Genomic DNA, 13,852 nt, shown 5'->3' on the forward strand with positions numbered 1-13,852 from the left:
TACCCACGTCAGCGGTGCCCCTCTCCTCGGTTCACCGCTGACAAGCAACGTGTAATGCGCCATACGGAGAGATATTTTACGATGAGACTCATGACCCCAGACGCTGAGGATAAGCGTGAAATGGCTGGCCGGATGTACGAGATCTGCGACCTGAAAATTGCTCTTGAAAATGGGCATTTTTCGAGCCTCGAAGACGTTCTTTCGTACGCAACTGAGCAGACTAAAGAGCTGCAAGCTGTGTTGGAGGTCCCTCAGTGGATTGTGAATGACAGGTGCTGTGTTGATATCAAAGCCTCAATAGAGCAGGTCAATACTGGACCAGATAGCCTTCAGCCAGGTCCGACACGGCGTTGGTACTGACAGCTCAAAGATGACTCTAAGAACCCTGCATTCGCGGGGTTTTGAGGTATAAGGACCACCATTTACGAGTGTCCGCTTTTCCAAAGGAATGAATATGAAATTGACTATAGCGATGGTGCTTTTTCTGGTTTTTGCAATTTGCTTGCTTGAAACCGGTCTGCAGACGGGTTTGCATTGGGTGAGCCAACTGGGGTTTGGTTTCCTGTGCATATCGACTGTGTTGTTGTTTACGGACATGTTTGTCTCTGTCGTTGAATCATTCAAAACGAATGAATCACATGTCGAGGGATGAGAGCCAAAAGCTGCTCGTGATCGGCGGTCCATTTGATGGCCAGCGAATGGCTCGTGCCGGCGACGAGTTCACAGAGGTCGTTGGAACCAAAAGCAGTCGTCTTCACGGACGCTACTGCTACAAGCTGCGCTGGCACCCGATGCTGAAAAAATTGGTCTGGGCCTTACCTGAGAACAAAAGCGTTAAGCTTCCTCCTGCAGACTGCTGCCAAGGAGCTTCAGGCACCAGTCCTGAGATCCGCAGCCTAGAGATGGAAAATCATCGTGAGTAGCCACCCTTTCGTAACCCTTACAGCCACGCTTGTTGGTGAAACCGAGATCCCGCATGCAGGCGCAAGTCGCTTTGACAAAGCTGAGTACCAAGCTCTAATTGAGGCGCTGCGACTTATCGGGCCTGACCAGTGCCGTGCCATTCTGGATAACCCTTCGCAAGCTCACCTATTGGAGGCTGCGTTTGGGAAACTTTTGCACGTGTTGGCATCACCTGCAGCTTCGTAGGAGGTAGGCATGAGTCAATTTACTGATCTGCTATGCGGTATTGCTACGGAGTGGCGCACACGCAACCAGGAGCACCAGAGTGGCGTTGTATTGCTGTGGCAAGGGGCGGTCTATGGCTGGAAAGACTGCTTGCGTGATGCTACTCATGAGCGGCCAGGCGTCTACGCGGTAGACGAGGATGGCCATGTCTTCCTCGCCGAAGGTGGCAACGATTATGACGGTGCGAAATGTTGGGTCGTTGTTTCACCTGATGCTCCTGCACCAATAGTGCTTTACGTTTACCGCTGCGCTGGCTGTGGCCATGCTGGACAGGTGCATCTGATGGAGCTGACACCGGAGATCACTACAGCCTGTTCTGCGTGCGGAACTGAAGTGTTAGCCGAATGGGACGGCGGCGTCGAAATGACAACCTCCCCCCCGTGATGCCGGTGATGAGATATACGACCAGGCCCGCTAACGACTGAAATACCTTTGACCGTGGAAGAAACAATGATCGCTAACTCGAACTATGCGGCTGACGCGATAGAGCTTTTGAACGGGCTGGGGGTTCACCAGGCCTCTCCGAATATTTGGGAGCTCACGGACGTGCATACTGCAAGCGAGTCCCATGTTCATCATTCTCAAATGCCCGCCGCGCTAGCAGCCTACGCAGCGGTTAACGCAACTTTCGCGGCTGGGCGATTCCCAGGGTATTTGCTTCGGGATATGGTCGATAAGGTCCCCTCAATGGATTACACCGAACACGCGGCGTTGGCCATGGCGTGTGGTTGTACTCCGCCTTCGTTTGAAGGCTCAGACGCCCGGGCGCGGATCTTTGGCAAAGCTGCTTGGAACATCGTCAATACATATGACCTGAACAGCTGTTTCATGCGCTTCGACTCAGCAGGCAATGGCGACCACTACAGCTTACGGCCGCGAGGCATTGATTGGGCAGGCGATTGGGCCGTGATCCCTGCCGACATTAAAGAACTGCGTAGAGCCTACCGCGCAATGAGCCCTCTCCAGAAGGTGATGGTCTTGACCATCATGCGGCTGTACAACCAGAGCAAAGACAAGATCTACCTCACTGGTTGCCCCACAAAGATCAGTGCTGCCGAGGCGATGACCATCCTGCGTGACAACGCAGCATTGCCGGCATGGGGGCACCTGGTCACACATTACGCGGGTTGGTAGAGCCCCATGCCGGCAATCAAGCGGCTACCGCGCCTTTGGCTTGCTGGCTGGAGCCATCAAGGGCGACAAGTCACCCTATCCTGCCCCAGCTCCATGGATGCTCTGCACTCGAACGATGCGTGCTGGTAACGTCTGTAGGTCCCCTAAGTTGACGCTCGTGTCATCTCTGCGTAGAATTAGCCTCAACCACAACCTCCACGCCTCGGGCGGGCTCCGGCCTGTACTGCGCACCAGGGGGTTTCTTTTTGCCTGTAAAAAAGTGAGCAGGAAGCTCTCATGGCCCCACGCATAGCCTACACAAAACAGGCGAAAACCACGCCTCAACTGCTCGCACACCTTCTTGCCAAGGGCTTAGCTGTCCCTGATCAAGCAAAGGCGCTGCATTCCCTCGATCTAATCGGCTACTACCGGTTACTGATCTACATGCGTCCGCTACAGAATAGCCATACCAAGATTTTTTATCCGGCCGTCGAGTTCGATGACGTCATGGCACTGTACGACTTCGACCGGCGATTGAGGCTTATCTGTCTTGATGCAGTCGAACGTATAGAGGTGGCCTTGCGTGCCGCGATAACGAACACACTTGCTCCGGATCCTGCCGCAGGTCCGCACTTTTACCTCGATGCGACGCATTTTTCTAACGCGCCTGGCCACACGGCTTTCATGAAGGCTGTCTGTGACCCGAACACCGCTAAACATCAGCCAGTGGACCACTACCTCAAGACCTATCACACCCCTCCGCATGCGCCGATCTGGGCGATTCTTGAGGCTGTTACATTTGGCCCTCTATCGCACCTGTATGCAAATCTGCAAATTTCACACAGGAAGGCAATCGCTATAGCTTTTGGTTTTGACGAGAAGGTGCTTGTCAATTGGTTCAAAAGCATCAACATGTTGCGCAATGTTTGTGCACACCATTCTCGGCTATGGAACAAAAACAACCTGGTGAACGCGCCCTTACAAGTGCATGCCTTGAAAGCCGAATTCCCAAGCCATGCGGATCGAGGACGAGTGGCCGCACGTGCAGTGACTCTCGTTGCGCTATTGAGAGTGATCGACCCCACCTCTAATTGGAAGCAGCGATTCAAATCCGTGGTACAGAGCTGCCCTGCAGGCGCTCTACAAAAAGCCGGGTTGGCCGAGACAATTATGGGTTTCTCTCCTGGATGGGACCAGCGCGCATTCTGGAATTGAGGTGTGCAATTTTGCAGGCAAAGACCTGGCCCAGGTGTAGCCCCCTTGATGAACACGAGGATCTATCTGTGACAAAAGAAGAATTGCGAAAGCAGCTGCAGGAGCAGTTTGAACGTCACCTGCAGGCTAACCCTGAAGCGGTGACACTTTACGCAGCAGAGCCAGAACCTGAAAAAAGGCCTTGGAAAAAGAAACCGAGCCTGCTCGATCAGGCCTTCGCGCAGAGCTTGGCTGACATCGAGAACGGCTAACGGGCAAAAAAAAACTGCCATGGGCAGTTTTGATTTGCAAATGTGAATCACCCACGAGGGGTAGTAGACCCGTCATAACCTCCAGAATCGATGCGAGGCAAATGACCGTTGGTTAGCGCTGAAACTGCGCAGCCGGCAAGCAAGATCCAGATGAGAAACTTCATGAGGGGTTTCCCCCCTGGTCCTGCTGATCGCTCTGCGGACGTCCACCCAGCAGCTGCATCGTGCCCTGCATGTCGACAATGATTTCTGTCGTGTAACGCTTGATACCGTCTTTTTCCCATTCCCGGGTCTGCAGCTTGCCTTCAATGTAGACCTGCGAACCCTTACGGAGATACTCGCCAGCAATCTCAGCCACTTTGCCGAACATCGACACACGGTGCCATTCAGTCTTTTCCACTTTCTGGCCGGTCTGCTTGTCGGTCCATTGTTCACTGGTCGCCAGACTCAGGTTGGTCACGGCGTTGCCGTTAGGCATGTAGCGGACTTCGGGATCCTGGCCACACGTACCGACAAGAATGACTTTGTTTACACCTCGCGCCATGGTGTGGCCCTCCCTTCGAATCGTTGATGATGTAGCTGTAGCCTTGGTTTGCTGCGTGGTTTTTACGCTGGCCGCGGTGCTTTAGGAATTGCCGGTGGAGCTTCTTTGAAGTGGATGCCGTGTTCAGCCTGGCGTTCACGGATCAGCTCAGAATGGCGTTTAACCCCTACCGTCTGATCGATGCTTGCACCTGCCTCTGCGAATGAATGGAACTGACCATGCGCCTTTCGCTCGCCGTCTACCGGCTTCCCGGGAATCCCGGTGCTGTATGGGATATGAGTTGCGGTTTTGACCAGGAACACGTCGAACCGATCACCAGGCCCGTCAGTATTGTGCATGACATCGAGGCGGTGTCCGTGCACCAGGCGCCCCATCTCCCCTCGCTCGTTGAGCTGCGCGGCTTCGGAGGTGTGTTTGAATTCACGTGATGCGAAAACCCGTTCGCCGGCGATTACCCGCTCGCGGAGACGTTCGTCGCCTTCTGCAGGCGCTGCCGGCAACGACTCAACTTGGAACGCAAGGTTATGGCCAGGGTCCCGAAACGGAGCTGGAGCCTCCGGCCCTTGGTGTTGTGCCAACTGGGCGATGAGTTTTCTCGTCTGCACCAGGTGCTCCACGTCTTTGGGTTGGGCATCGATCAACCCCACCAACTCCTTGTATTCACTTCCGGTCAGCCTGTGACGTTTCTGGTCTGCGATATCCTTAAGGACTGCCTGCCAGTCTGGAACGCTCAATGCACTCATGGGTGCCTCCTTTCAAATAGCTCAATCGTTCTGAGTGGTGAAGCCTTCACGATTTGGGTTTGATCTGCAGCCTTTGCGATTACGGATCTCGTCATCGCTGGGCCTTTGCGTGTTGTCGAAGCTGAACGAGCCGTCGTCGTATTGCTCCAGGTAGCCCCAACAGCAATCCGTTTCATTTTGCCCAGGCTTAGGAGGAACCTCCCACCAAGGCTCGCGGTTCACTAATTGCTTCATATGCACCTCCGAGTTCTACGGTGGCCATCACAAATTGATAGTCGTTAGCACTTGTGAGGACTGGCGATCGCGCAGCTCGATGACGCCGTGTACAACTTCACCAGTGGCAGTCATTCCGGATGAAATCGGAATGTACAGGTACAGCGTACCCCTGAGATCGAGGGAGCCCTGCGCCCTCGCCTGCTCGATCTCCCGGGCTTTATTTTGGTCTTCGACTCGTATGCTGCAGGGGAACCCAGACGGTTTGATCTGCAGGTTCATCCCCGCAGTGTTGCGCACCGGGTTCGCCCAGCAGTATTGGCCGTAGCTGGTGATCGGAAATGAAGAGCTGGTGAAGTCGTAGGGGCCCACCATGACATTCTGCAAACCCATTCCCTCAGCTACCGAAGCGGCTTTTATCGGAAGAGAGTAGTAATCGTTTTTGCCGTACTCGCTCAGCTGCTCCTGTATCGCCGGCCATTTAGCCTTTTCAATGTCACGTCTTTTAAACGCGTCGGAGGTCGCTTGATATTCCGGTGATAACCAGCCCAGTTTCTGGTCGTTTGTCGTGCCGCTTGGAGACTTGGCCAGCACCAGGTACGTGAGTGCCTGACCGCCTGGAAGAGTGTTGAGGTCGACGTATCCACTCAGGGGCACCGAAGCGTCAGCAGGCCTCTTGAATTGAGGCTCAACTGGAGCTTTAGACTCTGTCGTTCTGCTGACTTTAGGGCTGTTCAGCAGTGATGAACCCGAGGAGGCGGCGCCAGGCGCTTGTTCTGTGTTTGGCTTGTCACATCCGACCATGAGACAGCAGGCTGCGAGAGACAGCGCAGTCAGTTTAAACTTCATGGAAAGCTCCATTCCTTTGAGTAGATCGTTCGTGCAGTTCATCCGAACAACGTATGCATATCGGACTTCCAAGCCCCTGGACGTTTGATTCTCACACCAATCTCGCGCAGGTTAGGAAGGGTTGTAACGAGTCTGAGTAACGGATGAGGGCTATTGTCGGGACTGATCTCCCAGCTATCAATCTTGTCGAAATCCATCATTACGCCACCGGTGCTGATGTCGACGTACAAGGCCTGCTTAGCCACCGGATCGAAACCAACGTAGCGGTTGTACGCAACGGAAACAGCTTCATAGCGAGGCTTGAAACCCGCACGTTTGAAGCTGTCTACCTTGCGCTCCAGGCGTCGTCGCAACATCCCTGGCACGACAGCAAATAAAAAGTACCCAAGCGCTGCGTACAACAATCCAGCCACGATCAGCATGCCTGCAACCTCAGGGTCACGGCGGTAATCGAAGCATGCGATCAAGGCGACCGGTACGACCGGCACCAGCCCCATCAGGTAAAACGGCCGAAGAATCCACCATGCAATGTTCATAATGATCTCCATCTTTCGTATCAGGTATACGATACGGAATCTATGATTTTATTCTACCACGACCTCTTGACAGGTCAAAGCCCTATTGATAACGGGGCCAACAGGCCCCGTTCGTCATTCCTAAGATCTTATACCGTCACCTGCCTTTGTCCCTTTGTTCTGTCCTCCTTGAGGTCCAGGGCGTGGTGCGAGGTGTTCCAGCTTACTGCCGAACACATTCATGGCATTTTTCATCTTCTCGTTATCATCACGGCCCATGGTTGCAGATGCGTGGCCACCTACCCAGTTGATCACTTGGTCAGGGACAATCATGATCAGGTTGAAGCAGCTATGGACCAGGTTCAAGCACATCGAGCAGTAGATGGTCAGGAAGAAAATGATCGAGAACAGACCAGTGGTCGAGTCGAACTGAGCATTAGCTAGTGCTACACCAAACAACTGGTTCAGCAGTGTGCCGCCTGCAATCAGAGCTGCACCGCCCAGAAAGAAACCCAGAACCATCAGGATCGGTCGGACCATCACATTCAGCAGAAAGATGTAGCCGTGGGTTGTCTTTTGCCCCATCCCATCGCCTTCACCGTTCAGGTGAGTGATAGCCCAGAGAGGTGCTGCGATAACAGCCTCGCCAACCACAACCAGCCAATTAACAGCAGCTCCAAACCAAATGATGAAGGGCACCATCGGCAAATAGGTAGAGAGTGTGCCGCCCAGGATAAACAAGGCGATGATGAGCATGATGATGAAGGGGCCAACAGCGCCAAGGACGCCGGAAAGTGCATCGCCCACGGATGTGACTGCGTTCGCAACTTTCGAGAACGTACCGGCAACACTCCAGCCATCCTTGACCTTTTCAAGAGTCTTGGCAGCTACGTAGCCACCAAGGGCTGTCTCGGCCGCGACCATTGTGTAATCGCCGAGGTTTTTCATCTTGATCAGAGGATTCAGCTGACCCATGCCTTCGCCGCCGGCATTGACGTCGACCAGGTAGTTGACGATCCGTTGACCTGGCGCGGAAAAGATACTGCCAATAATGCTACCTGCATCGGCCCCTCCAGCCCCTTTGGAGTAGTCACCGCTGGATTGAGTACCCAAGGTGCTTGTCCAGGTAGAGGTTTCCTGTTGAGCCTTGTACGCCGCCATTGAGGAGGCGTAGACGTTCACAATTGCAGGATCCCCACCAGAGGACATGCCGAACACAGATGCTTTTGCTGCCATAGCATCTGACAGCTTAGTGTTTGCTTGTGCGAACGTCTGGTACCAGGCACCCAGAGTCCACCATCCACCCTCTTTGATGCTTGAGTTCATCTTGCTGGCCAGCTCGCCAATATTGCCCTGCTTGGTAGCTGCGACGCTGTTGACGGAGTTTTCGTATGCCTGCGCTGCTGACTGAACTGCCATCTCCACATCAGGAAGGGAATTAGTTTGTCCTGATTGTCGTTGGATCACCGCGTTGACGAAGTTTTGCGCGCTAGTGCTCAGAGATGCCTGCATGGCCTGAAGCGCCGCAAGGTGAGCTTTACGTATGTCCGACACATCAATGGTGCCGCCAAACCAATTAGTTGATACCGCCTGAGGCTCCAGATCGCCTTGGATGTCTGCCCCACCACAGACAAAACTTGAATTCTTGAGTATGAATCCACTTTGGGTTGCAGACTGCTGGACGTATCCATTTTGGGTAACCAGAGCGCCGCTTGCTTGGGCTTGAGCTATCCCCGCATTGATACCGTGCAGGCAAAGATTTGCCTCGAAAACGCTATGCGCGAGTCCTACCGTCGACGGCATCACAGGTTGAACTACCATCGACGTGCCGTCAGTGAAAGCTTCCATCGCGCTATCGACGCCGAGATTAGCAATGCCGATACCCATCACGGAAGCACCCCACAACATCAGCAGTTGCGATAGCGACCAGCCGCTTGCTGTTGGTACCAGCGAAACCAAGCCCCAGACAAGCCGTACCGGCCCCCAGATGGTTGATTGCTGTTTATCGAAAACTGACCCGTCATGAGCGGTCCGGGTTAGCTTTCTAAAAACGATGTAGCAAGCCCAAATCGCCCCAACCACCAACAGTGCGCCGTTGAATACCGAGAAAATGCTCGCGAGGATGGTATCGCCACTGGTGTCTCCCCCTGCCAATGGGTTGTTGACCACATTCCCGTAAATCGACACCAGTGCTTCTCGGGACTTATCGCCTGTCCTTTTCGCAGCTGCTGCAATTTCGCTGATGGTTGTTCCATCCGCTGCCCGAGCAGGCACAGAAACCAACCAGGCTACAAAGAGCCAAAAGCTTTTATTCGCGATTGCTTTCATAGCCGAACTCCGCTGGTTTTGCCGATTTGAGGATTCAGCGTCTTCAACAACCAGTCAGGGTTTTCGATTTTAAAGTCGTTGAACCCGCCGTGCTCTGCCGCAGATAGGCGACGGGTAGTCAATTGCCACATCCGAAATTGAGCGCTTAATGCGAGCGCGAATAACAGAGGGGATGCAGTCGCAATCGACAGTAGGCTTTGTATGACCGTTTTCGTCGAACCGTTGATGAGCCCCATGGTGAGACCGATCAAGCCCAGCAACCAAAATATTGAGCCAGCGAGTAGCGCAGCGCGCTTCCGGCGCAAGAAGAAAAGGTGCAGTTGCTCAACAGACATTGCACCTGGTTTACGGTTGGCCATCGCTTCCTCGAACGACACCGGCTTACGTTCCGTGGACTCGTCGACATCACTGTGCAACAAAGCCTGCTTAGCTTCTGCAGACATTTCTTTGATATGCGTCCAATTCTCTTTGGTTTTAGCGGCTTCCTGCTTAGCAAGCCGCACGGTCTGTCTCATTGACCAGAATGGGAGAATGATACGCAGCGCTATTGAAGCCGCCTGCCTCGATTTGGATGGCTGTTGTTCCGTCATCAGTTGCTGCCTCCCATGTGGCCCGATACAGCGCGATATTTTTGGCTCAAGATGGGCTCAAACTCTGAACGTGCGCCGCTTGCGAGATTTAATCCGTTGATCACGTTCCCGCGCTGGACGTCGTTACGCAGCTCAAGCAGCAACCAATTGGTCTGGGACTGCACGCGGATCTGCTCACGGAGCAGGTTGTCCCCTTCCATGTTTTGCAAGTCTGCCTGGTACTCGGTATTGGCATACCGGCGTCCAACCTCAAACGATTCAAATTCCCTGGCCGACATCGTGCCCGTCGCTTTTGCTTGAGATGACGCAGTTTTGGCGTAGTAGGCCTGGGCCGAGGACGACTTGAGTGTGTCTACCAGCAAATCCTTGGTCGCTGGGTTGGGTTGGCTATCAGCAACGAGCTGGTCCTGCGGATCCGTAGCAGCCGAAAGGATCGAGTTGTACTGATTCATGAGTCCGATGTACTGCGAGCCGGCTTCACTTTCAGCTTCGCCCTTGCGCAGCTGACTGCCGATCGATCGCCGAGCTGAGTTTTGGGTGTACATCTGCGCTGCGTCAGTCTGCTCTTGGGAGAAGGTGAGATCTGCACTCTTACCATTTGGACCGGCGCCTATCATTACGGAATCAAGGCGCTTGTCAGCCCCGGGCATTGTTGTTGAAACACTCGGGCACGCGCTGGCACCGCCGTACGCGGCATAGTCATCTGTGTCGCAGTAATCAGCGTGAATGCTTGCAGAACGCATGGAATCGACCTCGCTGGGCGCGGCCGGCGAAGTCAATGCTTGAGCAATTTTGCGGTTTTCGGTTTTGCCGCCGCCACCAGACCTCATGGTTGTTTTTATTGCAGCAACACCAGCTTTGACGTCGATAGCGCCTCCGGAAGCAGATTCACTGCAAATGGCGTTGGAGACGTAGTACCGCTGACGTGCGTCCTCATAGCGTCGGTTCTTTTCCTGAGTCGCTGCGAATTCCCGATCCACGCGAGCCGCGGTTTCGACCGTGTTTGCGACTTTGCTACTGCCTTGGGTCACAGCGGTACCGACCTGGTACAGCATCGTATTCACTGACGTGGCCATCGCTCCTACTGCAGCAGTTGTTGCGTTCACAGCCAATGTGATGCTGAGGTTCGCTGTTTCCACAGCACCAACCACGCAACCGTCGCAAATCGCGTAGGCTGGCTTGGAGGCGAACATTCCTACCGTAAGCATTGCAAGTGCAAGGGGGGAAAACTTGAGTACGTTCATTAGATATTTGCTCCTGCTTTGCGGCTTGCCCGGTACTCGGCGGTCATCTCGTCAGCGAGTTTCATGACAACCGACTTCGCTTGTTCCGCGCCCGCCTGCAGCTCCAGCTGCTCGATGTAGGTTTTCGCGGTACCGAGAGGGAATCTAGCGGCGAGAACCCTACGTGCCGTCATTGAACCCAGTCGGCTGTACAGCGCTGTTCGTAGTGAAACGTCCTGCTGGGTTGTCGAAAAGGCCCACAACTCCAAGGCACCCGTGGTGTTCGTAAGGATCTGCGTGATGGTGCCCTGGTTGGTTTTGAAAATGGCGAGCATGTTCGCGCCTTCCTCAGTAGGGCCGACGCATTTACGGTGAAGCTCGCTGATGGTCTGGTCGGACACCTGAAAGGAATCACGAAGAACCTTCTCATCACTACGATTGCCGCCGCGCAGAACGTATACCGACGTTGATGCGTCCAAAAGCGGTTGAGGGAAGTCATTCATGAACTGCGAGATCGCGATAATTCGGATGCCCCATTTACGACCTTCACGGCCATCTTTAATAACGGTTTGAACCGGCGCTTCAAGGCCGTCAGTGTTGTGCCATTCATCATAGGCAATAATTTTTTGTTGCGAGGCCACATCATCTGCGCGTTTGATGTGATATTCCGCATACAGCTCAGGAACAACTTTCACCAACTCTTCTTTGCGCAGAAAGTAGTTTTTGGCAGCTAACTGTCGAGCAAAAAGATACATGCATGAGGTCTTAATAGCACCTTCAGCAGTTTTGGAACCGATGACGTCATTAAGATCGATAGAAATAACACGAGTTGTAGCATCGAGGTCGAAACGGGTACGCCCGGAAAACAAAGCAAAGCTGGTGGTAGCTACCACAAAACAACGCGACATATAGTTGAGCAAAGGTTCATTACTTTTAGTTTGGATAGATCCAAACATTTGTCGAATACTTTCGTTATTCAGCATTGCGTTAAAATCAGCCAGCACGGGTGAAGCTTGGCGCTGGGCAATTGTTGCCTCTTGGATATAGCCTGCAGCGAACAGCATGTCGGTCACTTCGTACCAGGTAGCAGTGGACCACCATTTTTCGTCATGCTCAGCCAGAATCCCGGTTTCCAAAAGGATCTTGTCTACCAACGGAACGACTTCAGGTTCGTATTGGTTTGCTCCGTTTCCGGCTCTGTCATCGTAAACCAGCGTCACTAGACGCTCGTTGACACGTGACACTTCTGCAGGAGCGCGGCCGATATCGGTATCGGTGCAAAGCAGGTTCAAAAAATCAACGAGGAATTCGCGCTCGCGAGCAGTGGGTTCGCGAGCACCGAGCTGCGGGTCAAAGGGGTTAACTGCGTAATCAACGCTGTTCTGCAGCTTAAGGTACACAGCCTCGTTTTTGCGATGGTCAGGAAGTGAGTCTCTGATGACCTGGATCAGTCCGGATGAAGATGGACCAACGTCCACAATCGTCATCAGCGGCAATTGAATCGCACCCGGCCGATGGATCGCGGCATTGTTCATGGTGTTTACAGTTACAGATTTACCAGAACCAGGTATGCCTGAAAACAGCTCGATCCAAGTGTCTTGGATACTGCTGCCCAAACCTACAGGAAAAATTTTACCCTCAGGCGTCCTGAGTATCCATGAGCCAGTTTCTGCCCACGGTGTTGCAGGTCGTTGCAGGGGAAGCATGGCCAAGGCATCTTGAAGTGGAGGCAGCAATCTGTTCGCTGTGTTCTTGGTAGTGAATGCAGGAATGGTGGAAGCAAGGCCTGCCATAGGATCGCCATGGTTCTGGCTTACCTGACAAGTGCCCCACGATTGAAGAGACTTCTCCAGGGAGGACATGCGCTGCTTAACGGTGTCTTTGTCTTCTGCCCACGTCGAAGCAGACACTTTCATTGAAAGGACGGCTTCCTCCTTTTGAAGCCTTTCCAATTCTGAAAAGGATTCACGGATCGAGCGGTTACTTGGCAGAAGGCCTACAAACCCTGAAACCATGCGACGCATGCGTACTTCATTGAGCCCGCATGGGTTCAGGTCGAAGCGAATTCGCCATGGAACAACCTGATCGACCGCGCCGAACAATTCCTTAAATGGAAGCGGATCTTGTGGTCCCAGTTCCATTCCGAAAGAGCCGTGCCAGAGTCTGTCGGTACGAATGTAGTTTCCATCCGGTTCGACATTGTTGCTGCAAATCTGGTAGCTCAAACGTGGAGCAACGAGGTCCGAATAATCGTCGGCATGCTCTGGCCCACTCGGTATGTGACGATCACCAGGAAGTGACGGACGGAACTTTTGGGAAGTACCTTCGCGGTTAATCATGATTCTGACTCGCTTCACAGCTTCATGCGCAGTCAGAGGCTTCATCATGATCCCTTTTTGGCCGTCGATACCGCAGTTCGCAAAATCATCCTGCAACCGCTTGAGCATTGTGTCGTGACGATATTTTAAGGCAGACAAAGCGAATGCAGGATTTTGACCAAACTGCGTCCGTGGAACATTGTGTTTCGCCAGGCTTTTGGTAAGTGCATTCATCTCACGCTTTTGTTCTTCTGAACTCATAGCGCTAAGGTGAGTGTACACAACGAGAATATTCTGCTCCCAAGAGCACAGAGGGTAATTACGCATTACACGGTCTAAAATTATGTCTTCAGTTTCGAGGCCGATCCGTCGGGCCGTATTGAGTAATGGTTCCGCAAGGCGCATTAACTCGTCTTTAGCGCGCTCGGGATCACGCTCAAATGAGAAGGTCAGCGAATGACCATAACGTTTCATGTATCCCGTCATACGGACTCGCAATGATTCGATCATTGCTGCGAATTCGGCCTCCGAAAGCATCTGAAATGTGCCTTGCAGGTCAAAAACGGTCAGGAGCGAGTATCCATTGTTAACCAAAGTGTACGGGTCCTTCAGATCTGGAGAACGCCGAATGTCTTCATCGGTCACACCCACTGCGGTCATCAGTTCGCAGTAGCTGGTCATGTCTTTATTAATCAGATGTCGAGCCAGGTACTCAATCGCACCTTCAACGGCATCTACGCATTTCTCCAGAACTCCCATACC

13 protein-coding genes and 2 pseudogenes are annotated in these 13,852 nt (G+C 53.2%); 6 read left to right on the forward strand and 9 right to left on the reverse strand.

What is annotated here, in order from left to right; all coding sequences use genetic code 11:
* Positions 1-90 precede the first annotated feature (90 nt).
* The 6 genes and pseudogenes from AB4P91_RS27345 to AB4P91_RS27370 all read left to right on the forward strand — a co-directional run bounded on the left by AB4P91_RS27345 (position 91) and on the right by AB4P91_RS27370 (position 3,767).
* Positions 91-360, forward strand: coding sequence for a hypothetical protein (locus AB4P91_RS27345; RefSeq protein WP_231503403.1), 270 nt, complete (start codon positions 91-93; stop codon positions 358-360).
* 94 nt (positions 361-454) lie between these two features.
* Positions 455-652 carry a hypothetical protein gene (locus AB4P91_RS27350; protein ID WP_004666748.1) on the forward strand — a complete coding sequence of 66 codons (198 nt, stop codon included), beginning with the start codon at positions 455-457 and terminating at the stop codon, positions 650-652.
* A 506-nt stretch (positions 653-1,158) separates the two neighbouring features.
* Positions 1,159-1,401: pseudogene (locus AB4P91_RS27355) on the forward strand (antirestriction protein ArdR); the annotation flags it as partial.
* 237 nt (positions 1,402-1,638) lie between these two features.
* On the forward strand, positions 1,639-2,322 hold the full coding sequence (locus AB4P91_RS27360; protein WP_122433186.1) for a hypothetical protein: 684 nt from the start codon (positions 1,639-1,641) through the stop codon (positions 2,320-2,322).
* Between the two features lie 276 nt (positions 2,323-2,598).
* Complete coding sequence (locus AB4P91_RS27365; RefSeq protein WP_106118740.1) at positions 2,599-3,516, forward strand: Abi family protein; 918 nt, start codon at positions 2,599-2,601, stop codon at positions 3,514-3,516.
* A gap of 68 nt (positions 3,517-3,584) precedes the next feature.
* Positions 3,585-3,767, forward strand: a complete 183-nt coding sequence (locus tag AB4P91_RS27370; RefSeq protein ID WP_016355687.1) for a hypothetical protein — start codon at positions 3,585-3,587, stop codon at positions 3,765-3,767.
* A 169-nt stretch (positions 3,768-3,936) separates the two neighbouring features.
* Here the strand turns inward: AB4P91_RS27370 and AB4P91_RS27375 are convergent.
* The 9 genes and pseudogenes from AB4P91_RS27375 to AB4P91_RS27415 form a co-directional block, all read right to left on the reverse strand.
* Positions 3,937-4,311: pseudogene (locus AB4P91_RS27375) on the reverse strand (single-stranded DNA-binding protein); the annotation flags it as partial.
* Positions 4,312-4,373: 62 nt separating this feature from the next.
* Complete coding sequence (locus AB4P91_RS27380) at positions 4,374-5,054, reverse strand: hypothetical protein (protein ID WP_106118741.1); 681 nt, start codon at positions 5,052-5,054, stop codon at positions 4,374-4,376.
* 21 nt (positions 5,055-5,075) lie between these two features.
* Positions 5,076-5,288, reverse strand: coding sequence for a hypothetical protein (locus tag AB4P91_RS27385; protein ID WP_106118742.1), 213 nt, complete (start codon positions 5,286-5,288; stop codon positions 5,076-5,078).
* A 27-nt stretch (positions 5,289-5,315) separates the two neighbouring features.
* Positions 5,316-6,116 carry a hypothetical protein gene (locus AB4P91_RS27390; RefSeq protein ID WP_106118743.1) on the reverse strand — a complete coding sequence of 267 codons (801 nt, stop codon included), beginning with the start codon at positions 6,114-6,116 and terminating at the stop codon, positions 5,316-5,318.
* A gap of 38 nt (positions 6,117-6,154) precedes the next feature.
* Entirely contained in the window at positions 6,155-6,652 is a 498-nt protein-coding gene (locus AB4P91_RS27395; RefSeq protein WP_106118744.1) for a hypothetical protein, read from the reverse strand.
* 120 nt (positions 6,653-6,772) lie between these two features.
* Complete coding sequence (locus AB4P91_RS27400) at positions 6,773-8,959, reverse strand: DotA/TraY family protein (RefSeq protein WP_106118745.1); 2,187 nt, start codon at positions 8,957-8,959, stop codon at positions 6,773-6,775.
* A complete protein-coding gene (locus tag AB4P91_RS27405; RefSeq protein ID WP_122433185.1) occupies positions 8,956-9,549 on the reverse strand; it encodes a hypothetical protein in 594 nt (197 codons plus the stop codon). Before AB4P91_RS27405 ends, AB4P91_RS27400 begins: the two co-directional genes overlap by 4 nt.
* On the reverse strand, positions 9,549-10,793 hold the full coding sequence (gene traW, locus AB4P91_RS27410) for a conjugal transfer protein TraW (RefSeq protein WP_016355679.1): 1,245 nt from the start codon (positions 10,791-10,793) through the stop codon (positions 9,549-9,551). Before traW ends, AB4P91_RS27405 begins: the two co-directional genes overlap by 1 nt.
* Positions 10,793-13,849, reverse strand: coding sequence for a conjugal transfer protein TraU (locus AB4P91_RS27415; protein WP_156088691.1), 3,057 nt, complete (start codon positions 13,847-13,849; stop codon positions 10,793-10,795). Before AB4P91_RS27415 ends, traW begins: the two co-directional genes overlap by 1 nt.
* Positions 13,850-13,852 lie beyond the last annotated feature (3 nt).

This window comes from Pseudomonas sp. B21128 (assembly GCF_044218865.1).
Lineage (GTDB): Bacteria > Pseudomonadota > Gammaproteobacteria > Pseudomonadales > Pseudomonadaceae > Aquipseudomonas > Aquipseudomonas iridis.

Bases quoted from the DNA above. Each gene is read 5' to 3' on its own strand.
- AB4P91_RS27345 (WP_231503403.1), top strand. From the start codon at position 91: ATGACCCCAGACGCTGAGGATAAGCGTGAAATGGCTGGCCGGATGTAC.
- AB4P91_RS27360 (WP_122433186.1), top strand. From the start codon at position 1,639: ATGATCGCTAACTCGAACTATGCGGCTGACGCGATAGAGCTTTTGAAC.
- AB4P91_RS27400 (WP_106118745.1), bottom strand. From the start codon at position 8,959: ATGAAAGCAATCGCGAATAAAAGCTTTTGGCTCTTTGTAGCCTGGTTG.
- AB4P91_RS27405 (WP_122433185.1), bottom strand. From the start codon at position 9,549: ATGACGGAACAACAGCCATCCAAATCGAGGCAGGCGGCTTCAATAGCG.
- AB4P91_RS27385 (WP_106118742.1), bottom strand. From the start codon at position 5,288: ATGAAGCAATTAGTGAACCGCGAGCCTTGGTGGGAGGTTCCTCCTAAG.
- traW (WP_016355679.1), bottom strand. From the start codon at position 10,793: ATGAACGTACTCAAGTTTTCCCCCCTTGCACTTGCAATGCTTACGGTA.
- AB4P91_RS27365 (WP_106118740.1), top strand. From the start codon at position 2,599: ATGGCCCCACGCATAGCCTACACAAAACAGGCGAAAACCACGCCTCAA.
- AB4P91_RS27380 (WP_106118741.1), bottom strand. From the start codon at position 5,054: ATGAGTGCATTGAGCGTTCCAGACTGGCAGGCAGTCCTTAAGGATATC.
- AB4P91_RS27390 (WP_106118743.1), bottom strand. From the start codon at position 6,116: ATGAAGTTTAAACTGACTGCGCTGTCTCTCGCAGCCTGCTGTCTCATG.
- AB4P91_RS27415 (WP_156088691.1), bottom strand. From the start codon at position 13,849: ATGGGAGTTCTGGAGAAATGCGTAGATGCCGTTGAAGGTGCGATTGAG.
- AB4P91_RS27395 (WP_106118744.1), bottom strand. From the start codon at position 6,652: ATGAACATTGCATGGTGGATTCTTCGGCCGTTTTACCTGATGGGGCTG.
- AB4P91_RS27350 (WP_004666748.1), top strand. From the start codon at position 455: ATGAAATTGACTATAGCGATGGTGCTTTTTCTGGTTTTTGCAATTTGC.